This is a genomic window from Clostridium sp. 16K-1-R1 (genome assembly GCF_023921145.1).
GTDB lineage: Bacteria > Bacillota > Clostridia > Clostridiales > Clostridiaceae > Sarcina > Sarcina perfringens.
Genome location: NZ_CP046515.1, coordinates 2,671,995 through 2,695,049, shown reverse-complemented (window position 1 = coordinate 2,695,049; position 23,055 = coordinate 2,671,995). Strand labels below are relative to the sequence as shown.

The window sequence follows — 23,055 nt, the reverse complement described above, 5'->3', positions numbered from 1 at the left end:
AAACTTCTACCGCAAAAAAGATTACATAGAGGATTTATATCCTCTATGTAGTCTTTTTTTTTGACAATCTCTATGATAAAATTAGAATAAATTGGAATAAGAGAGGTGTCATATTGGTGAAAAAGGTAAAAATATTGCATTGTAGTGATATTCATTTTGATACTCCTTTTAAAGAGTTACCAAAGGAAATTGGTACAATGAGGAGAGCTGAGTTAAGAGAAAGCTTTAGTAAAATAATAAATAGAGGAATTGATGAAAAAGTTGATTTAGTTCTTTTAGCGGGAGACCTTTTTGACAATGATACTATAGAAAAGAGTACTCTTACTTTTATAAAGGATCAAATGGATAAACTTAAAAAACATAATATAAGAGTATTTATTTCAGCAGGAAATCATGACCCATATAATAAAAAATCTTTTTATAATATGGTTAACTTAGGGGAAAATGTTCATATATTTAAGGATGAAATTGAAAGGATAGAAATACCTGAATTAAATACTGTTGTTTATGGAGCATCCTTTAAGGAAAAATATATAAGAGAGTCAAATCTTAAGGATTTTACTCCAAAAGAAGAGGATAAGGATTTAGTAAAAATAATGGTTTTACATGGTGATTTAGGGAATAATGAAACAGGGGAGTATAATCCCTTATTATTTAAGGAAATAGAAGAGAGTAAGATGGATTATATTGCTTTAGGACATATTCATAAATTTTCAGGAATAAAAAGAATCGGTAATACCTATTATGCATATTCAGGATGTCCAGAGGGAAGAGGATTTGATGAAGAAGGAGATAAAGGAATAATATTAGGAGAGGTATCCCTTGGAGTTGTAGACCTAGATTTTATAAAGACTAATAAAAGAGAGTATTTTCTTAAGGAAATTGATATATCAAATTGTAAAACTAAAGAAGAGGTTATAGATAAGATACTTAATACTATTTCAAAAGAATCAAGAGAAAAAAATCTATTTAAAATCATCTTAAAAGGGAATATAGAAGAGTCTTTTAAAATAGATAGTGATTTAATAGAAAACTTAATTAGAGATAAATTCTTTTACTGTAAGATTGTAAATTCTACTAGAATGAAAATAGATATTGATGAAATGAGCAATGAGTATTCAATTAAGGGTATTTTTTGTTCTTTAATCAAGGATGCTTTAGAATCTAATGAAGAGGATGAAGAGATACTAGATATAGCTTTTAGAATTGGTATGGAGAGTATTTTAGATGGAGAAGTGAATTTAAATGATAATTAAGAAAATAAATGTGAAGTCCTTTGGAAAATTAAAAAATAAAGAAATAGAATTAAAAGATGGATTAAACATAATATATGGTGAAAATGAAAGTGGAAAAAGTACATTACAATCTTTCATAAAGGTAATGTTATATGGTGTTTGTAATAAAAGAGGCAAAAAAACTTTATCAGATAGAGCAAAGTTTACACCATTAGGGGAAGGAAGTTTTTCAGGAGAGTTACTTGTAGAGGATAATGGTGAGGAAATTTTAATAGATAGAAGTTTTGGGAAAACTAAAAAATATGATGATGGAAATATATTAAATAATATAACTGGAGAAAAGATAAATAAATACTCATGGCAAGAGCCAGGTAAGGATATATTTAATCTTTCTAGCGAGGGATTTAAGAATACTCTATTTATAAGTCAAATGGGGTGTACTGTAGAGAGTTCAAAGCAGGATGATGTATTAAATAAAATTATTAATATCTTAGAATGTGGAGCTGATGAGGTTTCTTATAAAAAAATAAAAAATAATTTAGAGGAAAATAAAAAGTCCTTAACTAATTCAAGAAAAACAGGAAAACTTGATTTATTAAGAATTAAAGAAAGTGAGCTTTTAGAAGAAAGATATAAAAGAGTAAAAATTCATGAGGAAAATATAGAAAATGAGCTTTACTTAAAGGGATTAAAAGAAAAAAGAACTGATTTAAATTTAAAAATAGAAGAATTAGAATTATATAAGAAAAATTTAAAAAAATCAGAATTGAAAAATGAGTATGAAAATATAAATGAGTACTTAAATAAAAAAGAAAAATTAGAAGTGGAATTAAAAGATTTATTAGAAGAGTTAAAAGATGTACAAGCTATCTGTGATTTAAAAAAGTTAAATAACTTAAGAGATGAGTTTAAAAATTATGAGTTTTTAAAAGAATCACTAAAAGAAAAGGAAGATAAAATAGATAAGTTAAAAGAATCTATTTATGAGTATAATGAAAAATTAAAGAGTTATGGAATTTTAAATGAAATATCAAATAATTTAGAAACTAAATTAATAGAGCTTAGGATTAAAGATGATAGATTAAGAGAAAATTATCAGGTTATTCAAAAGGTAAAAGAAGAGCTTTATCAGTTAAATGAAAAGAAAGATGATTTTTTAAGTCATTTAAATGCTTTAAAATTAAATGATAATTTGGTGTTACAAATAGAAAAGGATTTAGAAAAATATAATAATGAAAAAATATATCCTTCAATAAATGCAAACTTAAAAGACGAGAAGAATATTATTGAAGAGGAAAGTAAAAGTTTTTCAAGAAAAATTTTTCTTTTTAGAGTTGGAGAAGTAATAAGTATTTTATTATGTACTTTTTTATTTATATCCTATTTTAAGAGCGAAAATATAATAACCTTAGCACTTTCAATTTTAGGCATGTTATTATTTATATTTTTACTAGCTAAAAGTAGCTTAAATAAAAAAGAAAAAAATAATATAAGTAAAAGAATAAATGAAATAGATGAGCTTATAAATGAGAAAAAAGAAATAGAAGTATTAAAAAGTAAAATTGATGAATATAAAAAATTCCTTAAGGTAAAAGATGAGTATTCTATTAAAGAAACTTTAGAGGATTATAGATTTATTAAAAAAGAGTTAGATATTCTCTATGTAGAAATTAAGGAAAAAGAGAAAAGTTTGATTTTATTAAAAGAAGATGAAACTAAGGAAAAAATATTAAGTAATGAAGCTTTTATAGATAAGTTACTAAGAGTTATAGGGGCAGGTTCTATAGATGAAATCTTAGAACTTTCAAGGGAAAAGAAAAGCCAGGAAGATTTATTAATAAGAAAAAAATCAGAGTTTAATGAGGCTAAGGAAGATTTAAATCAATTAAATAATAGAATATTGGAAATAGAAGGAAAAATAAAAGCTTATTTAGAAAATACATCACTACAAAATATTCCTTTAGATGAAGTATATTCTAGATTAGAAGAAATAGAAGCTAAAATAGAATATAAGGAAGGCTTAAAAAATAAGTTAAATAGTGTAGAAGAAAATTGCAATCTATTACTTAAGGGAAGAGATATTTTAGAAGTTAAAAATGGACTTTCATATGAGGAATCAGAGATTAAAAATGAAGTTTATAACAGTGAAGAAGAAATCTTAAATGAAATAAAATTAAAAAATAATGACTTGTTAAATATTGAAAAAGAAATAAAAGATATAGAATATTTAATTAGTAGTAAAGAGTTAACCTGTAGAAGTTTATTTTTAATAGATGAAGAGATAGCTGAAGTTAAGGAAAGAATTAAGTCCTTAGAGAAAAAACTTAAGGGGGTTGAGATTGCAACAAACTACATGGAAAAAGCCTTTAAGGAACTTCAAAAAAGTTTTGGACCTGTTATAAATAAAAAGGTAGAGGATATATTTAAAGATGTAACTAAGGGTGCTTATAAAGATTTAAGAGTATCAGAAGATTATAACTTAGTTGTTAAGGATACAAAAAGCAATAAAATTATGGATGCTTCTTATTTAAGTAGTGGAACATATGACCAAATATATTTAGCATTGAGACTTGGCATAATCGACATAATATTTGAAGATAAAAAAGTTCCAATAATATTAGATGAAAGTTTTACTCAATATGATGATAATAGATTAAAAACTATGTTAGACATAATATATAAGAGAGTTTATAAAAATCAAATAATTTTATTTACATGCCAAAAAAGAGAAATAAATATTCTCAAAGATAAGGAAAAAGTAAATATAATAGAGCTTTAATTTAAAATGAAGGGCTTATATCAAAATAAATTTTTATATAACTTATAAACAATTATTAGCTAGACCTAGTAATTCTAGGAATATGTTTATAAGTTTTATTTATAATATATTTTGATTAGGCCTTTTTATTTTTATGATAGTTTTATTATAAATATTGACAATAATAGAAAAGTAATATAAAGTTTATATTATAATAATGCGAATCATTTGCAAACAGGAGGAAGTATGAGAAAGAAATTAGTATCGATTTTTTTAGGAGTAACAATGGCTGCTTTTTTTGTTGGGTGTCAAAGTGCTAAAACAGCAGAAAATAAAAAGGATAGCGGTAAGGTTGATGTTACTGTAAGTATTGAACCTTTAAGAGAGTTTACTGAAATAGTTGGTGGAGATAAGGTAAATGTTAAGACTATGGTTCCAAATGGAACAGAGCCACATGATTTTGAACCAAAAACTCAAGATTTATTAGAGTTAAATAAGGCTAAGGTTTTTGTTTATAATGGATTAGGTATGGAACACTGGAAAGAGCAAGTTCTTAATACAATAGAAAATAAAGATGTAAAAGTGGTTGAAGCTTCTAAAGGGGCTGAAGTATTAAAAGAAGGTGATAAGGTAGATCCTCATCTTTGGTTAAGCTTAGATGGAGCTAAAATAGAAGCTCAAAACATAAAAGATGCTTTAGTTGAGGTTGATTCAGATAATAAAAGTTATTACGAAGAAAACTTTAAAAAGTTTGCAGAGAAATTAGATTCTTTAGCAAATGAGTACAAAGAAAAGTTTAATGGATTAGCTAATAAGGATTTTGTTACTGGTCACGCTGCTTTTGGATACTTATGTAGAGAATTTGGATTAAAACAAGTTAGTGTAGAAAACTTATTTGGAGAGGGAGAAATAACTCCTCAAAAAATGCAAGAGATAGTTGAGTTCTGTAAAAAGAATGATATAAGAACAATTTTTATGCCTGAGTTAGCAAGTGAAAAAATATCTCAAACTTTAGCTAATGAAGTTGGTGGAAAAATTGAAAAAATATATACTCTAGAAAGCAATGAAGATGGTATAAGTTATATAGATGCTATGAAAGAAAATCTTTCAAAAATATATAATGCATTATCATCACAAAAATAAAAGAGAATACTTAGGATTGTTACTTAATTAGAAGGCAAGACTTAGATTTATTATTCTAATACCTATTAATAATAAAATAGGTGTTTTATAGGAATAATAAATTTAAGTCTTTATTTTTTGTGTATTTTAGGAATTATAAAGAAAGAAATCATTTAAAAGGAGAGATTAAGATGAAGAAAGCTTTTGGAGTTTTACAAAGAATAGGTAAAGCTTTGATGTTACCAGTTGCTTTATTACCAGCAGCAGGTTTATTACTTGGATTTGGATCAATGTTTCAAGATCCTCAGTTTTTAAGCTTAGTGCCAGCATTAAATGCAGGGTGGTTTCAATTAATAGCTACAATAATGTCTGATGCAGGTAATATAATATTTTCAAACTTAGCATTATTATTCGCAGTTGGGGTAGCTGTAGGATTATCAGAAGGAGACGGTGTTGCAGGTCTTGCAGCAATAGTTGGTTTTTTAATACTTAATGTAACAATGGGAATTGGTGGAGGAATAACAGCCGACATAGTTTCTGGTACTAAAAATGGTATGTATGCCACAGTTCTTGGAATACCAACACTTCAAACTGGAGTATTTGGTGGAATTATTATGGGAGTTATAGCCGCAGCTTTATATAAAAGGTTCTATAAGATAGAATTACCTTCATACTTAGGATTCTTTGCAGGTAAAAGATTTGTCCCAATAATAACTGCTATTGCTGCCTTAATTCTTGGAGGAATAATGGTATTTGTATGGCCTCCAATACAAGGTGCCTTATTGTACTTCTCACAAAATATGATAAGTGCTAATCAAACCCTATCAGCTTTATTATTTGGAATAATAGAAAGAGCATTAATTCCATTTGGATTACATCATATTTGGTATAATCCATTCTGGTTCCAATTTGGAGAATACACAAATAAAGCAGGTCAATTAATAATGGGAGATAATCAAATATTCTTTGCCCAATTAAGAGATGGAGTTCCATTTACAGCAGGTACCTTTATGACTGGTAAGTTTCCATTTATGATGTTTGGATTACCAGCAGCAGCCTTAGCAATGTATCATGAAGCTAAACCAGGTAAAAAGAAAATAGCTTCAGGTATTTTATTCTCAGCTGCCTTAACTTCCTTCTTAACAGGAATTACTGAGCCTTTAGAGTTTGCATTCTTATTTGTTGCTCCAGTATTATTTGCAATCCACTGTGTATTAGCAGGTTTATCCTTTATGATAATGCAATTATTAAATGTTAAAATAGGTATGACTTTCTCAGGTGGACTTTTAGACTTTATACTATTAGGAGTAATTCCAAATAGAACTAGATGGTGGTTAGTAATACTTGTAGGATTAGGCTTTGCTGTAATTTACTATTTCTTATTTAGATTCTTTATTAGAAAATTTGATCTTAAAACTCCAGGTAGAGAAGATGATGATATATTTGATGATATGGATAACCAAACTGTAAATGATGACTTAGCTGCTGAAATTTTAATAGCTTTAGGTGGTGCAGGCAATATAAATAAATTAGATGCTTGTATAACTAGATTAAGAGTTACAGTGAATGATTCAAGCAAAGTTAATAAAGAAAGATTAAAAGAGCTTGGAGCAGCTGGGGTAATGCAAGTTGGAGAAAATATTCAAGCTATATTTGGAGGAAAATCAGATATACTTAAAACTCAAATTAGAGAAATTATGAATGGCATGGGAGAAAAGTAGAAAAATCAAATTTAATAAAAAAATAAGTTAATTGTTTGAGATAAAATTTTAGAAATACAAAAATATAAGAAAAATAGGCCATATCAAAATTAATTTTATTATTAGGTTTTGATATGGCCTTTTTATTTTAATTTTAAAGCTTAATTTAAGTATATTTTTAATTTTTATATAGACTTTATTTATAAGAGATTTAAATCATTTTTTTATATAAATTTAGAAAGTGTCATAGTTTAAAGGATAGTCTTGCATTAAAATATGTTAACTATGGTATAATATTAAAAAAGTGTTTTGAGAGGATAAATATGGAGAATAGAAAAGATATTTATGAAAAAAGAATAGAAGAGTATTCAAGTGCTTTAAAGAAATTAAAGAGAGACTATAATATAATCAGCGCATTAAGATTAGTAGTTTCTTTAAGTATTTTATTTTTTATTTACTACGCTTATAGCATAGGGTCAATAAGCTTTGGGATCATATTATTTTTGCTAAATTCTATATTATTTTTATATTTAGCAAAGGTTCATGAAGGTATAGTGAATAAAATAAGTAAAAGAGAAGCTCTTATAGAGGTTAATAAAAAAGAGATTCTTAGGTTAGAGGGAAAGTGGAGAGAATTTAATGATTTAGGAGAAGAATATTTAGATAATAAGCATCCTTTTATAAATGACTTAGATATATTCGGAAAAAACTCTTTATTTCAATGGATAAATGAAACTGGTACTGTCTATGGAAGAGAGAAATTAAGCCATTTATTAAAGTTAGAAGAACTTCCAAATAAAGAAGAAATTTTATTAAGACAGGAAGCTTTAAAGGAGCTTTCTAAAAAAGTGGATTTTAGACATGAATTTATAGCTTCATTAAAAGATAAAAAAGGAAAAAAAGAGAAGTATTTAGGGGAATGGTTAAAAGAAGACAGTAAAGCCATATCGCCTTTATTAAATATTCTTAGAATAATAATGCCAGTAATAAATATTGGAATTACTATTTTAGTTGGTATGAATGTTATTTCATGGCAAATACTATTAATTTCTCTTGTTATAAGTTATGGTATTTTGAAGCTTGGCAATAAGGAAGTTATTAAAGGATTAAATATATTTGAAGATTTAAAATATAGAATAAAAACCTATGTAGAGGCTTTAGAGTTAATAGAAAAAGAGAATTTCCAGTCTAATATAATAAAAAGTATAAAAAGTAACTTAGATATGAATGGCAAAAGTGCTAGTAAGGAGCTTAAAAGCTTAGAAAAGATAACTAGCTGGCTTTATGATAGGGGAAATGCCTTTTATCTTTTATTAAACTGTTATTTGCTTTGGGATTATCAAATTCTATCAAAGCTTGAAAAGTGGAAGAGTTCTAATAAAGATGAGTTTTATAAATGGATGATTTCTTTAGGTGATTTTGAGGCTTTAGTTTCTTTAGCTGGATTTACTTACAATAATCATGGATGGGCTACACCAAAAATAAATGATGACTATACTTTAAAGGGAAAAAATCTTAGCCATCCTATGTTAGGAGAAAAAGGCGTTGGAAACAGTTTTGATATTAATAAGGATAAGAGAGTAATCTTAATAACAGGATCTAATATGTCAGGTAAGAGTACATTTTTAAGAACTGTTGGATTTAATTGTATATTAGCTTATCTAGGACTTCCTGTAAAAGGAGAAAGTTTTGAAGCTCCAATATTAAAAGTTTATACCTGTATGAGAACTGGAGATAATCTTGAAGAGAGTATATCTTCATTTTATGCAGAGATACTTAGAATAAAGATTATAGTTGAAGGAGTAAAAAGAGGAGAAAAGATTTTATTCTTGTTAGATGAAATATTTAAAGGAACAAACTCCTTAGATAGACATGAGGGAGCAGAGATATTAATAAATCAGCTTTTAGAAGGAAATACCTTAGGACTAGTTTCAACTCATGATTTTGAACTTTGCGATATGGAGAAAAAAGATTCTACTATACAAAATTATAATTTTAGAGAATATTATGAGGATAATAAATTAAAGTTTGATTATATTTTAAGAAAAGGTGTTTCACAAACAAGAAATGCTAGATATTTAATGAAGATGGCTGGAATAGATATTGAATAAAAGTATACTTCTATATATAAACAGCAAAATAACTTAATTTTAGACAAATTAAATTAATTTTGATATAATAAACAAATGATGTATTTAGTGAAAAAGCCTTAAATGGCTTTTTTTCATGAGTAGAGTTATTAGTAAAAGAGGACTTAGAATAAATAGCAAAAAATTAGGAGGCATGTATATTTTGTTTACAGAAAAGGTAAAAGCAAAAGAATATTACATAAAGGATTTATTAAGTAATAAGTTCTTATTTGAAATCCCAGATTATCAAAGAGCATATTCTTGGACTAAAGAAAATTTAAAGCAATTAGTTGAGGATATTTGGGAGTCAGTAGAACTAAATAAAGCAAGAGGAAATAAAGAGTTTGATCAATATGAGCCATATTTCTTAGGAAGCATTGTTTTATGTTCTAAGGAATATAAGGATGATGGCTGTGGAATATATGATGTAATAGATGGACAACAAAGACTTACATCTATAATCATGTTAATTGCTGCAATAAGAGATTTAATAGATAATGAAGAGTATAAAAAAGTATTATCTGATTTAATATATCAAAAACCAAATGTTCTTATGGGAATTAAAGAGAGCATAAGAGTTAAGGCTAGAGGAAAAGAAGAAGAGTTCTTTAAAAAGTACATATTAACTAATGGTGGAACAGAATTAGTTAAAGATTTAGACATGGAAGAACTTTCAGAAGCTAAACAAAATATGGTTAATGCAATAGAAGTATTTAGAGATAGTTTCTTTAATGAAAATGGAGAACTTTTAGAAGAAAAGTTAAATGAGTTTATAGTTTATTTACTTCAAAAAGTTGTACTAGTTGTAATAACAACAGAATCATTCACTTCAGCATTTAGATTATTCAATGTAATAAATGCAAGAGGATTACCTTTAACAGATTCAGATCTTTTAAAGAGTGAAAACTTAAGAGTTATGAACCCTGAAATTAGAAAAGAGTACACTGATATTTGGGAAAGTCATGAACAAGATTTAGGTAAGGAAAAACTAGATCAAATCATAGGTTTCATGAGAACAATGAAGCTTAAAAATAAAGTTGAAGAAAGCGTATATGAAGAGTTTAGCAAAAAGATATTTAGAAATGAACCAGAATATCTAGGAGTTAACTTTGTAAATCATTTAACTGCTGTAAAAGCTTTATATGACAAGTATATAATAGACGGTAATCTTGAAGGAGTATCAGAGGAAGAAAAATCTTATTATAAAAATTTAATAAACATAATGAGAGAATTCTTACCATATGATGATTGGATGGCATCAGTTATTAGATTTGCTGAGAAATTCAATGATGATAAGTTAGTTTTAGAATTTGTTAAAGTTTTAGAAAAAAGACTTGTTATTGATTGGGTAAACGGAAATTCATTTGCTGATAGATTAAATAGAGTTTATGGAATTTTAGAAGCTATAGAAGAAAAAGATTCTTTAGAAGAAATAAAAGAAGCACCAGTATTCTTATATGACTTAGAGAGAACAACTGCATACTTTGAAAATGCGTTAAATGATATAGATTTCTATAGTAAGGGTAGAATGATGATACCTAAGTATATCTTCGTAAGACTTGATATGGAAAAGAGAGCTAATGAAGTTTTAGATTATAGCGATAAGATTATGATAGAGCATGTTCTTCCTAGAAATGCTAAAGAAGCTTATTGGAAAGATAACTTCTCAGCTGATCAAAGAAGAAACTGGGCTAATAAGTTTGGTAACTTAGTTATAATAACAGGAGCTAAAAATACTAGAGCTAACAATAAACCATTTGCTGAAAAAGTTGAACAATACTTAAGTAAGAAAAGTGATTTCGCTATAACTAAAGAAGTTTTAGAATTATCTGATTGGAACATGGATTCATTAAAAGATAGACATGAAAGCTTAGTTAATAGAGCATTAGAACTTTGGACTAAGTTTTAGAAATTAAAAGGGCATGTATCAAAATAACTTTTATTGTTATATTTTGATACAGCCCCCTTTTTTATTTAAATAAAAGTTAAGTTTTGTCTATTGAAAATTAGGAATTAACTAAATAAAATAAAAGTTATTAGATAGGATAATTAAGATTTATTATTAGAAAAAGTAGTAAGTAAATAATAAATCAATTTTAATGAAAAAATCCAAAATTCATGGCATAATTATATATGGATATAGATAGTGAGAGGATGTAGAGAATGGGGTATGTAATAATAGACCTAGAATTTAATAATATGCAAAATATTACAAAATTTTATCCTAATATTTATAATGAGCAGAAAGATTTAAAGGAATTAGATTCCTATAATGAAATAATAGAGATTGGGGCTATAAAATTAAATAAGTTCATGCAAGAGGTTGATGAGTTTAAGACATATATTAAACCATCAGTATTTAAGGTTTTAAATCCAAAGATAATAGATATAACAGGAATAACTGAAGATCATTTAAAAGATGGAATTAAATTCGAAGATGCCATGGACAACCTTAAAGATTTTATTGGGGAAGATGATATACTTTGTTCTTGGGCTACTGATGACATTGTTCACATAGTTAATAATGCTAAGTATCATTCATATAAGAATATAAGTTGGATAAAAAAATATATTGATATACAAAAATATTGCACAAAGATATTAGCGCATAAAAAATCTTTAAGCTTAAAACATGCTTTAGAAGAGTTAAAGATAAAAATGGATAAAAGTAAACTACATGATGCACTAAATGATGCTGTTTATACGGCAGAGGTTTTTAAAAGATTATATAATGGTAAAAAGGTAAAAGAGTATATAGTAGAAGATGTCTACAATATGCCTTCTATAAGGGTTAAAGATTTAAAGAATTATAATTTAGAGTGTGAAGATGTAGAATTCAAATGCCCTAAATGTAATATTAAAGTTGAAATGGACCATCCTTTTAGATTATTTAGTTGGAGATTTGTATCAATAGGAAAATGTCCAAAATGCAATAGAAATGTTAGACAAGAGGTTGTACTAAAAAAGACCTTATCAGGTAATTTAGTTTATGAATCTACAAACTCTTTAATAAATGACACAGAATACATTGATCTTGACTATAAATTTAAAAAGTTAGCTAAATGACAATAGATTGTCACTTAAAAAAACATATATATGATAAAATAAAAGTATAACAATTACTATAAAAAATTAGGGGAACTGATATATTATGAATATTGCTTTTTTTCTAACACCAAAAAGTGAAGTAGCATATGAATATACTGATGCAACAATGAGACAAGTTATCGAAAGAATGGAGCATCATGGATATACAGCTATTCCACTTATAGATAAAACAGGAAAATATGTGGGTACATTAACAGAAGGGGACTTACTTTGGACTTTAAAAAGAAATCCAGAGCTTAATTTTAAAAATACTAACACAGTTAGTGTAAAGGAAATACCAAGAAGAGTTAAACACAAAAGTGTTTGTATTAATGAAAATATGGAAAGTTTAATATCATTAGCAATCTCTCAAAACTTTGTACCAGTTGTTGATGATAATGGGATATTTATAGGAATAATAAAAAGAAGTGATATAATAAATCACTGTTATAACAGTCTATATAAAAATAATTAAGGTCTTTTGGCCTTAATTTTTTTTATAAATATATTGATTGAATCTTCTGAAAGTATTATTATTAAGTATATTTAAATAATTCTATAATAATATGTTTAGGGTAGTTTTAAATAAAATTATTTTATTATATAATGTTTTTAATAAAATTAGAAAGAGGTGATACTTGTGATAGCTTTATTATCACCTGCAAAAACTTTAGATTTAACAAAACCAAATTTAGATATAGAAACAAGCAAACCTATTTTTATCAGTGAAGCTGAAGTAATCATGAATAATTTAAAGGAATTAGAAATTCAAGATTTATGCCCACTTATGAAAATAAGTGAAGATTTAGGAGTGCAAACATTCACCAAAATTCAAGATTGGAATACAATTTACTATGGTGATGAAAAACCCTTTGTATTATCTTTTAAAGGGGAAGCCTATAGAGGGCTAGATGCAGATGATTTTACTAAAGAAGATTTAGAATTTTGTAATGACTCTTTAAGAATATTATCAGGACTTTATGGGGCATTAAAGCCTTTAGATGGAACAAAGGCATATAGATTAGAAATGGGAACAAAAATTTCAATTGATGGCTCTAAAAATCTTTATGACTTTTGGGGAAATAAAATAATGGAAGCTGTTTTAAAAGATTTAGAAAATCACAAGGAAAAAGTTATTATAAATTTAGCTTCTAATGAGTATTATAAGTCTATAAAGAAAATTGAGAAAAAAGTTAGAGTTATAACCCCTGTATTTAAAGAAAGAAAAGGTATTGAATATAAGGTTGTTACGGTGTATGCTAAGAAGGCAAGAGGACAAATGGTTAGATACATAACGAAGAATAGGATTACTAAATCAGAAGACATAAAAAACTTTGATTTAGATGGATATGAATTTAATGAGAGGCTTTCTGAAGGAGATACATGGGTATTTACTAGAGATTAGCTAAAAATCATAGATATTAAAAACTTAAGGGTTAATATTTATGAATTATTATATAAAATTAAAATAAATAATATAAATTAAAATTTTAAGGAGAGATTTTTTTTATGAGCAAACTTATTTTAGAGATTGATGGAATGTCATGTTCAAATTGTGTTAGACACGTTGAAGCAGCTTTATTAGACGTTGATGGAGTAGATGTTTTAGAAGTAGAAGTTGGCAGAGCTGTTGTTGATACTGAAGTTGATGAAGATACTTTAAGAGATGCTTTAGAAGAAGTTGGTTATGAATTAGTTTCAATTGAAGATTAAATTGTTTAATTACCTAATGGCAATATGTTATTAGGTAATTTTTTATTTATATAAAACTACAATAAGCTATATGCCTACTTGTTTTATAACATATAGTTATGTAAAATATTTTATAAAGTAAGCCTTAAATAAAGGAGATGTAAATATGAGTGAAAATCTTACAATGTCAGAATTAATGGATAGCTTTGAGTTAAAGCATTTTCATAAAGGTGAAATAGTTAAAGGGAAAGTTATAAGCGTAAAGAATGATGAAATAATAGTTAACATTGGTCATTTTGCAGATGGTGTGGTACCAAGAAATGAAATTTCAAATGATAAGAATTTTGATATAAATTCAATAAATGTAGATGATGATATATTTGTAATGGTATTAAGTGGAGATGATGGAGAAGGAAATGTTCTTCTATCAAAGAAAAGAGCAGATGCAATAAAGGTTTGGGATGATTTAAAAGAAGCATTTGAAGAAGAAAAATCAATAAAAGTTTCTTTAAAAGAAGTTGTTAAAGGTGGAATAGTAGGAGATTTTAATGGTCTTAGAGTATTTATGCCAGCTTCTCAATGTGCAGGAAGAAGAATAGAGAATTTAGAAGAATTAGTAGGAAAAACTTTAGAAGTTAGAGTTATAGAATTTAATAAAGAGAATAGAAAAGTTGTTGTTTCAAGAAGAGTAATAGATGAAGAAATAAGAAATAATGAAAAGAAAGCTCTTTGGTCTTCAATTAAAGAAGGAGAAAAAAGAAAAGGAAAAGTAACTAGATTAGCTAAGTTTGGTGCTTTTGTTGATATTGGTGGAGTAGAAGGATTAGTTCACTTAAGTGATATGTCATGGTCAAGAGTTCATAAGCCAGAAGAGGTTGTATCAGTTGGAGATGAAGTAGAAGTATTTGTATCAGAAGTGGATATGGATAGAGAGAGAATAGCACTTTCATTAAAAGATGTTATTAAAAATCCATGGGAAACATTAGAAGGATTAAAAGTTGGTGATGTTGTTTCAGGAAAAGTAACTAATTTTATAAAGGTTGGAGCTTTTGTTGAAGTATTACCAGGAATAGAAGGATTAGTTCATATTTCAGAAATTACTGATGAAAATATAGCTAAGCCATCAGATATTTTAGAATTAGGTCAAGAAGTTAAGGTTAAAATCTTAAATATAGATGATGAAAACAAGAAAATGAGCTTAAGTATAAAAGATGCTGTAGAAACTTCAAATGAATATATGCAGTATAATGATGAAGAGGAAGGTTATTCATTAGCTGACTTGTTCAAAGGATTAAATCTATAGTTCTAAAAATAAAAACTTACAAACATATTCTGAGAATTACTAGATTTCGCTAAGAATTTATAATCATTACTTCGAAAATATCACTAAAGCTTCGAAACTTGCTACGCTTCGAACAGTCTTAGCTTTTTAACGTGATATTTTCTACGTAATAATTTAAATTCTAAAGCTCATCTAGATATTCTCTTCATACTGTTTGTAAGTTTTATTATTATATTTTGATATGGCCCTTTTTTATATTAAATTATATTTTTTCAATTTTTAGCATGTTTGTTCCACCAGTTATTGATGTTGGGAACCCAGCAGCTACCATTATATTATCTCCAGTTTCAGCTATTTGGAATTCTTTAGCTACTTTTCTAGCTTCCTCTATGATCTCATCTGTGCTATTAAAATAAGCGCATTTCTTAGAAATTATTCCAAAGTTTAAAGCTAGGCTTCTTCTAACTTTTTCATATGGAGTAATAGCTATTATTGGACAGCTAGGTTTATATTTTGATAATATCTTAGCTGTTGAACCAGTCTGAGTGGCTGCTACTATAGCTTTTGTAGGGAATTTGCTAGCTGTTTTTGATGCTGAATAACTTATGGCATCTGCAAAGGCATCTGGATTTGGATTTGGATCCTTTAATCTTCTTAAAAGATAATTATAGTCTAAGTTAGCTTCTGCTTTTTTTGCTATTCTAGACATTGTCATTGCTGCCTCTATAGGGAAGCTACCAGAAGCACTTTCTCCACTAAGCATTATGGCATCTGTACCATCAAATATGGCATTACATACGTCAGAAGCTTCAGCTCTAGTAGGTCTTGGATTTCTTATCATAGAATCTAACATTTGAGTTGCCGTTATAACTATTTTCCCTGCTTGATTACATTTCTTAATTATATTTTTTTGAATTATAGGTACATTTTCTATAGGAATTTCTACTCCCATATCACCTCTAGCAACCATTACACCATCAGTAACCTTAATTATTTCTTTTATGTTATCTACACCTTCTTGGCTTTCTATTTTTGATATTATTTTTATATCTTTTCCACCATGAGAGTCTAGAATTTCTCTAACTTCAAGTACATCCTCAGGTTTTCTTATGAAAGAAGCTGCTACAAAGTCTACTTCCATTTCGCAACCAAATATTAAGTCAGATCTATCCTTTTCAGTTACTGCAGGGAGTTTGATTGGTACATTAGGTACATTTACACCTTTATGGTCTTTTATAGTACCTCCTTCAATAACTTCACATATTATATCAGTTCCACGGACTTCCTTTACTTTAAATTCTAAAAGTCCATCATCAACAAGTATTGATCCACCAGGTTTTATGTCTTCATATAGTTCTTTATAAGAGATTGAACATTTAGTGTTATCACCTAATATTTCATCTCCGCAAGAGAATGTGAATTCATCACCATTTTTTAATTCAGCTTCGCCATTTTTAAAATTATGTGTTCTTATTTTAGGACCCTTAATGTCTAATAAGATAGCTGTAGCTGATTTTTCTTCTTTTCTAAGTCTCTTAATAAGTTCTATCTTTTCTTTATGACTTGCATGGTCTCCATGTGAGAAGTTTAATCTAGCTGCATTCATACCAATTCTTATGAACTCTCTTAGAATTTCTTCTGAATCACTTGCAGGACCAATTGTAAATATCATTTTTGTTTTTTGCATAAAAACCACCTCATTTTGTTTAAACTAAAATAGTTTAGTGATTGCTTTAAAAGTTTGATATATTTGATATAATAGAATAAATTATTAAATTAATTATATTTTACCACAATAATAGGAAGGGATGGGTAAAAAATGAATGTATTAAAAGGTTTAGAACCACAAAGTGTTTTAAAATATTTTGAAGAAATATCACAAATTCCAAGAGGATCAGGTAATGAAAAGGGAATAAGTGATTTCCTGGTTAACTTTGGAAAAAGTTTAGGACTTGAAACAATACAAGATGAATCATTAAATGTAATAATAAGAAAACCTGCAACTCCAGGATATGAAAATGCACCAGGAGTAATAATACAAGGTCATATGGATATGGTATGTGAAAAAAATAAAGATACTATACATGATTTTGAAAAAGATCCTATTGAACTTAGAGTAGATGGAGATTATATATATGCTACAGGAACTACATTAGGAGCAGATAATGGTATAGCAGTAGCTTATGGAATGGCTGTTTTAGCTTCAAATGATATAGCGCACCCTGCTATAGAGCTTTTAGTTACAACTGATGAAGAAGTTGGAATGGGTGGAGCAATTGCCTTAGATGGAACTTTATTAAAAGGTAAATATCTTTTAAACATAGATTCAGAGGAAGAAGGAAAACTTTTAGTAAGCTGTGCAGGTGGAGCTAGAAGTGAAGTTACTTTACCAATAAACTTTGAAGAAATGGAAAAAGATTTTGAAGTTTATGAAATCATGCTAAGAGGACTAAAGGGTGGTCACTCTGGAATGGAAATAGATAAACAAAGAGGAAACTCTAATAAGTTAATGGGAAGAGTATTAAATGATATTAATGCTAACTGTGATATTAGATTAATATCAATTAATGGTGGATCTAAGGTAAATGCTATTCCAAGAGAATGTGATACTTTACTAGCTGTTAAAAAAGAAGATGTTAAAAAATTAGAAGAATTAATTCAAAAATGGGATTCAATATTAAAGGATGAATACCATACTAATGATAGTGGAGTTAATGTAACTTTAGTTAAAAAAGAAGAAAATCATAAAGTATTCTCTAAAGACACTACATTTAAGGCTATAAAAATAATGAACTTAATTCCTGATGGAGTTGATACTTATAGTATAGAAATGAAAGGATTAGTTCAAAGTTCAACAAACCTAGGTGTTGTTACTACAGAAGGAGATAAAATTGTCTTTGCTAGTTCAACAAGAAGTTCAGTTGAAACTTTAAAAACTAAACTTTTAGATGAAATAGCTGATGTTGCAGAAGTATTAGGTGGAGAATTTGAAATACAAGCACCATACCCAGCTTGGCAATATAATCCTGATTCAAAAATAAGAGAACTTTGCAGCAATGTATATAAAAATATGACAGGAAAAGATCCTGAAATAATAGCTATACATGCTGGATTAGAATGTGGATTATTAGGAGAAAAAATAGAAGGATTAGATATGATTTCATTTGGTCCTAATATGTATGATGTTCATACTCCAAATGAACATGTTAGCATATCTTCAGTAAAAAATGTTTGGGATTTCTTAGTTGAAATATTAAAAGCTATAAAATAATTAAGAATTAATTTAAGGTTGTATCTAAATTACCTAAAAAACTTATAAATATATTTTAGAATTATTGGATTTTTATAAGGATTTATTGAAGGTTTCTAATAAATCCTTATAAAGCTTTGAACTTAGCTTAAGCCTATAATTTCTATGGCGAGAATTAAATTCTAAATTTTATCTATAATATTACTTATAAGTTTTACAATTAAGGTTAGATACAGCCTTATTATTTTATAGAGAGATATAAATAAATATATAAAAAGAATAAATAAATAAAATAGTAAATAATAAACATATTAGACTATGGGAGGATATAGACATGAATTTAGTAAGAACTGATTTACATATGCATACTAGAGCTTCTGATGGAACACTTACACCAAAGGAGTTATTAAAGGAAATAGTAGAAAAAGACATAAAACTATTTTCAGTTACAGATCATGACTCTATAGGAAGCTTAGAGGAAATGCAAGATTTAACTGAAGAAATGGATATTAAATTCATTCCAGGGGTAGAGGTTTCAAGCATAATAAATGGAGAACAGTTTCACATATTAGCTTATAATTTTGATAAAAACAATAAAGAGTTAATGAGTTTAATAGAAAATAATGATAGATTGCTTCAAGAGAAAGACGATAATTCAATAAAGCAATTAATTGATGCTGGATATGATATAGATTTTGAAGATTATTTAGCTTATGAACATGATCCTTCAAAGGGGGGATGGAAAACTCTTAACTTTTTAATTGATAGAGGAATATGCAAAAATATTGATGAGTTTTTTAATAAAATATTTGTTGGTGAAAGAGCTTTGAAATATCCAGATTTTCCTCATCCTAAAGAAGTTATAGAAACTATAAAAAAAGCTAATGGAATCGTTGTTTTAGCTCATCCTAAGTATGGAAAGTCTCAATTTAAATTAGATGAAATGTTAGAATTATTTAAAAACTGGGGTGTAGATGGAATAGAGTGTTATCATCCGCATCATGATGAGGATACAATAAAATACTTAGTAGATTATTGTACAAAAAATAATCTAATAATAACAGGTGGATCAGATTATCACGGAGGACTTATATCTAAGAGAAGTTTAGGAACACCAGAGTTTTATGCAAAATATCATTTGTTAGATAAATAAATTGTTATTAAAATAATATATTAGTTTAGTTTTTAAGCTTTATTGAAAATAATGCTTTATGGAATTTATTGATTTGAATTCTAAAAGCAAATTTCAATAAAGCTTTTTATTTATTATTAAAATGTAAAATTTAAGAAAAATAAAATTAAAAGAAGGAATTTTACAAATTATGTAAAATAAATATATAAAGAGGGGCTTTACATAATTTGTAAAAAGAAAAATGCTTAGTAAAGTTAAATTAAAAGAAAGGTTGGGGGAAGGGTGAAGTACACTAGAATTGATGTAAAGAATAAAAAAAGGAGTAATGGACATAACAACAATAATAACAATGATGGTAAAAGCTTTATATTACTTTTTATTGGGGTAATTGTTGTGGCACTTGTAATATCAACTGCAATGTCTAAGTTTATATGGCCTGAAGGAAAGAAAACAGCAGAAAAGGAAAGAATAGAAGCAACTTCTGGAGAAAATAAAGAGACAAATGAGAAAGATAAGGAAAATAACAAAGCATCAAAAGAAGATGAAAAGCCGAAAGATAATAAAGTAATGGCTGAAAGTGTAGGTGGACAAGAGTATGTAATGATTCAATGTGGTTTCTACTCAAATAAAGAGAATGCAAATAATGTAAAGGCTCAATTAGAAGATGATTATATTGCAGTATCCTTAAGTGAAGCGGAAAATTATAGGGTAATAGTTCACATTGGAAATGAAGAAGAAGCTACTAAACTTTCTAATGAATTAAATGAAAAAGGTGTTAGTAATACAAAGGGAAGATTTATGATTCCAAAAACTGATGTGTGTAGTAATGAGATTATAGAGATAGTAAATGGTTATGTAAATATAATAAATAAATTAAAAGAGGATTCTGTTAAGGGTGTTAAGACAACAGAGTTTAAAGAATGGGTTAATAGCTTAGAGGAACACAGTGATTCTGAGTATTTTAAAGTGTTTAAAGAATTAAAAGATGGTATAAATAAAATTCCAGATGAAATAACTAAAAAAAATATAGAAGAAAGTTACCAAATAGTGTTTAATACTTTAAATAATTTTAAAGTAAACAAATAATTGTAATTTATTTTTAATTTATAGTAACATATTTTTAAATTATAATGAAAATGAAAGAGTTAAATTCTCTTTCATTTTTTTCTTTATAATTTACTATACACGTACATTTATACTTGTTTATAAAAATAATAAATGATAAACTATATAGGATAAAGAATACAAGACCTTATTTAAGGAAAAATAAGATTATTCAAAAGTTTTTTAGATATAAGGTAAGGTGGAAAAATGAAGGTTATTTTAGCATCAAAATCTCCAAGAAGAGTTGAGATTCTTGAAAAAATAGTTAAAGAATTTGAAGTAGTTCAGTCAAACTTTGATGAAAATACTATAGACTTTAAGGGAGATATTGAAAAGTATGTTAAAGATTTGTCTAGAAATAAAGCTATAGAGGTTTCAAAAAGACTTAATGAGCCATCTATAGTTATTGCTGCGGATACAGTTGTTTTTCAAAATGGAAAAGTTTTGGAAAAGCCTAAAAATGAAGAGGATGCTTTTAGTATGTTATCTTCATTAAGTGGTAATACTCATAAGGTATATTCAGGTATTTGTTTAATAAATACTTATGATGATACTGTAGTGACTGATTGCGACTGTACAGAAGTAAGATTTTCAGAATTAAATCCTAGACAGATAAGAAATTACATAAATTCTGGTGAGCCTATGGATAAAGCAGGATCTTATGGAATTCAAGGCTTAGGTGGTGCTTTTGTAGAGGGAATAAAGGGATGTTATTACAATGTCATGGGATTGCCCTTGAATAAACTATATAAAGCATTAGAAAACTATGACATAACAATACTTTAAAATTACTTTCAATGGGCATGTTAATTTCTAAATAAGGAGTTGTAATATGTCTAAAAATATAAGAATTAATGAAATTCCATCTGGTGAGAGGCCAAGAGAAAAACTACTTTTTTATGGAGCTCAGTTTTTATCTAATGAGGAACTTTTAGCTATAATTCTTAGAACTGGAAATAAGGATTCAAATGTAGTTGAATTGTCTTATAGAATAATACATAGTGTTGGTGGATTGAATGGACTTTTTAAAGCTTCAGCAAAGGAGCTTATGGAGGTAAAAGGTGTTAAGGAAGCTAAGGCAACTCAAATTTTAGCCATGTGTGAATTATATAAGAGATTTAAGGTTTCTGAGTTAGCGCAGGTTAAAATTTCAAAGCCATCAGATGTAGCAAAATTGGTTTTAGATGAACTTAGAATGCTACGTCAGGAAGTGTTGATTCTAATAAACCTTGATACTAAAAATAAAGTAATATCTAAAAAAGAAATTTTTAAAGGTGGGCTAAATTCTTCTTTAGTACACCCAAGAGAGATATTTAGAGAGGCTGTTAAAGATAGCGCAGCATCTATAATTATATGTCACAATCATCCTTCAGGAGACCCAACACCTAGTAGAGATGATATAAACATAACAACAAGACTAAAAGAGTGTGGAAAAATGATGGGTATTGAGCTTTTAGATCATTTAATAATAGGAGATAACAGATTCATAAGTCTTAAAGAAAAAGACATATTGTGATTAGGAAAGGGGATTAAAAATGGGTTTATTTAATTTTGGAATGACAAAAGACATGGGTATAGATTTAGGAACTGCAAATACTCTAGTGTTCGTTAAAGGAAAGGGGATCGTATTAAGAGAACCTTCAGTTGTTGCTATAAACAACTTAACAAAAAAATCATTAGCTGTTGGTACTGAAGCTAAGCAAATGATAGGTAGAACACCAGGAAACATAGTGGCTATAAGACCATTAAAAGATGGAGTTATTGCTGATTTCGATATTACTCAAACAATGCTTAAGAGATTCATAGAAAAGATAACAAACAAAAGTGCATTCACAAGCCCAAGAATAATAGTATGCTTCCCTTCAGGAGTAACTGAAGTTGAAAGAAGAGCAATAGAAGAAGCTACTAAGCAAGCAGGAGCAAGAGACGTAATATTAATGGAAGAGCCAATGGCTGCTGCAATCGGAGCAGGACTTCCAGTTGATGAGCCTACAGGAAGTATGATAGTTGATATCGGTGGAGGTACTACTGAGGTTGCTATCATATCACTAGGTGGAATAGTTACTAGTAAATCATTAAGAGTTGCTGGAGACGAGTTAGACCAATCAATCATAAACTACATTAAGAGAGAATTTAACTTAATGATAGGTGAGAGAACAGCAGAGCAAATAAAAATGGAAATTGGATCAGCTTACAAAGTTGATGAGAATGAAGAAGAACAAACAATGGATATAAAAGGAAGAGATTTAATATCAGGACTTCCTAAGGTTGTTGTGGTTGATGCAGGACAAATAAGAAACGCTTTAAAAGAGCCAGTTTCATCAATAATAGAATCAATCAAAACTACTCTAGAAAAAACACCACCAGAATTAGCAGCTGATATCATGGATAAAGGAATAATGCTTGCTGGAGGAGGAGCATTCCTAAAAGGACTAGATGAACTTATATATAAAGAAACAGGAATGCCTGTTCATATAGCAGAATCACCTCTTGACTGTGTTGCACTAGGTACAGGAAAAGCTTTAGATAAGTTTGATTTAATAGTTAAACAACAAAGAGGATAG

General features: G+C 27.7%; 18 protein-coding genes. 17 read left to right on the top strand and 1 reads right to left on the bottom strand.

Features of this window, described 5'->3' with window-relative positions; translation table 11 throughout:
* The first annotated feature begins 116 nt into the window (after positions 1–116).
* From GOM42_RS11905 to rpsA, 11 genes are all read left to right on the top strand, one after another.
* Positions 117–1,256 (top strand): DNA repair exonuclease, encoded by a 1,140-nt coding sequence (locus GOM42_RS11905; protein ID WP_110028657.1) that lies wholly within the window; start codon positions 117–119, stop codon positions 1,254–1,256.
* The gene (locus GOM42_RS11900) at positions 1,246–4,014 is read left to right on the top strand and encodes an AAA family ATPase (RefSeq protein WP_252597663.1); all 2,769 of its coding nucleotides are present in this window, start codon (positions 1,246–1,248) and stop codon (positions 4,012–4,014) included. The genes GOM42_RS11905 and GOM42_RS11900 overlap by 11 nt, the downstream gene beginning before the upstream one ends.
* Before the next feature lie 225 nt (positions 4,015–4,239).
* The gene (locus tag GOM42_RS11895) at positions 4,240–5,136 is read left to right on the top strand and encodes a metal ABC transporter substrate-binding protein (protein ID WP_003478611.1); all 897 of its coding nucleotides are present in this window, start codon (positions 4,240–4,242) and stop codon (positions 5,134–5,136) included.
* Positions 5,137–5,306: 170 nt separating this feature from the next.
* The gene (gene ptsG / locus GOM42_RS11890; protein WP_110077264.1) at positions 5,307–6,836 is read left to right on the top strand and encodes a glucose-specific PTS transporter subunit IIBC; all 1,530 of its coding nucleotides are present in this window, start codon (positions 5,307–5,309) and stop codon (positions 6,834–6,836) included.
* Between the two features lie 302 nt (positions 6,837–7,138).
* Positions 7,139–8,926 carry a MutS family DNA mismatch repair protein gene (locus GOM42_RS11885; protein ID WP_110077263.1) on the top strand — a complete coding sequence of 596 codons (1,788 nt, stop codon included), beginning with the start codon at positions 7,139–7,141 and terminating at the stop codon, positions 8,924–8,926.
* Between the two features lie 181 nt (positions 8,927–9,107).
* Positions 9,108–10,853: a DUF262 domain-containing protein gene (locus GOM42_RS11880; protein WP_003454902.1), complete on the top strand. Its 1,746-nt coding sequence runs from the start codon at positions 9,108–9,110 to the stop codon at positions 10,851–10,853.
* Positions 10,854–11,107: 254 nt separating this feature from the next.
* On the top strand, positions 11,108–12,010 hold the full coding sequence (locus GOM42_RS11875) for a 3'-5' exonuclease (RefSeq protein ID WP_003452466.1): 903 nt from the start codon (positions 11,108–11,110) through the stop codon (positions 12,008–12,010).
* Positions 12,011–12,095: 85 nt separating this feature from the next.
* Complete coding sequence (locus GOM42_RS11870; protein WP_003452437.1) at positions 12,096–12,506, top strand: CBS domain-containing protein; 411 nt, start codon at positions 12,096–12,098, stop codon at positions 12,504–12,506.
* Positions 12,507–12,671: 165 nt separating this feature from the next.
* Positions 12,672–13,436 (top strand): peroxide stress protein YaaA, encoded by a 765-nt coding sequence (gene yaaA, locus GOM42_RS11865; RefSeq protein ID WP_003455051.1) that lies wholly within the window; start codon positions 12,672–12,674, stop codon positions 13,434–13,436.
* 104 nt (positions 13,437–13,540) lie between these two features.
* Positions 13,541–13,744 carry a heavy metal-associated domain-containing protein gene (locus GOM42_RS11860; RefSeq protein WP_003452305.1) on the top strand — a complete coding sequence of 68 codons (204 nt, stop codon included), beginning with the start codon at positions 13,541–13,543 and terminating at the stop codon, positions 13,742–13,744.
* Between the two features lie 145 nt (positions 13,745–13,889).
* Positions 13,890–15,026 carry a 30S ribosomal protein S1 gene (gene rpsA, locus GOM42_RS11855; RefSeq protein ID WP_003454971.1) on the top strand — a complete coding sequence of 379 codons (1,137 nt, stop codon included), beginning with the start codon at positions 13,890–13,892 and terminating at the stop codon, positions 15,024–15,026.
* Positions 15,027–15,267: 241 nt separating this feature from the next.
* Here the strand turns inward: rpsA and pyk are convergent, their stop codons facing one another.
* Positions 15,268–16,692 carry a pyruvate kinase gene (pyk, locus tag GOM42_RS11850; protein WP_003452279.1) on the bottom strand — a complete coding sequence of 475 codons (1,425 nt, stop codon included), beginning with the start codon at positions 16,690–16,692 and terminating at the stop codon, positions 15,268–15,270.
* 132 nt (positions 16,693–16,824) lie between these two features.
* Here pyk and GOM42_RS11845 point away from each other — a divergent pair, with 132 nt between their 5' ends.
* From GOM42_RS11845 to GOM42_RS11820, 6 genes are all read left to right on the top strand, one after another.
* Positions 16,825–18,276, top strand: coding sequence for an aminoacyl-histidine dipeptidase (locus GOM42_RS11845; RefSeq protein WP_011591059.1), 1,452 nt, complete (start codon positions 16,825–16,827; stop codon positions 18,274–18,276).
* A gap of 313 nt (positions 18,277–18,589) precedes the next feature.
* Entirely contained in the window at positions 18,590–19,408 is an 819-nt protein-coding gene (locus tag GOM42_RS11840) for a PHP domain-containing protein (RefSeq protein ID WP_003454845.1), read from the top strand.
* A gap of 261 nt (positions 19,409–19,669) precedes the next feature.
* Positions 19,670–20,473: an SPOR domain-containing protein gene (locus tag GOM42_RS11835; RefSeq protein ID WP_003454754.1), complete on the top strand. Its 804-nt coding sequence runs from the start codon at positions 19,670–19,672 to the stop codon at positions 20,471–20,473.
* Positions 20,474–20,698: 225 nt separating this feature from the next.
* Positions 20,699–21,277 (top strand): Maf-like protein, encoded by a 579-nt coding sequence (locus tag GOM42_RS11830; RefSeq protein WP_252597662.1) that lies wholly within the window; start codon positions 20,699–20,701, stop codon positions 21,275–21,277.
* Positions 21,278–21,323: 46 nt separating this feature from the next.
* The gene (gene radC, locus GOM42_RS11825; protein WP_003455187.1) at positions 21,324–22,007 is read left to right on the top strand and encodes a DNA repair protein RadC; all 684 of its coding nucleotides are present in this window, start codon (positions 21,324–21,326) and stop codon (positions 22,005–22,007) included.
* Positions 22,008–22,026: 19 nt separating this feature from the next.
* Entirely contained in the window at positions 22,027–23,055 is a 1,029-nt protein-coding gene (locus tag GOM42_RS11820; RefSeq protein WP_252597661.1) for a rod shape-determining protein, read from the top strand.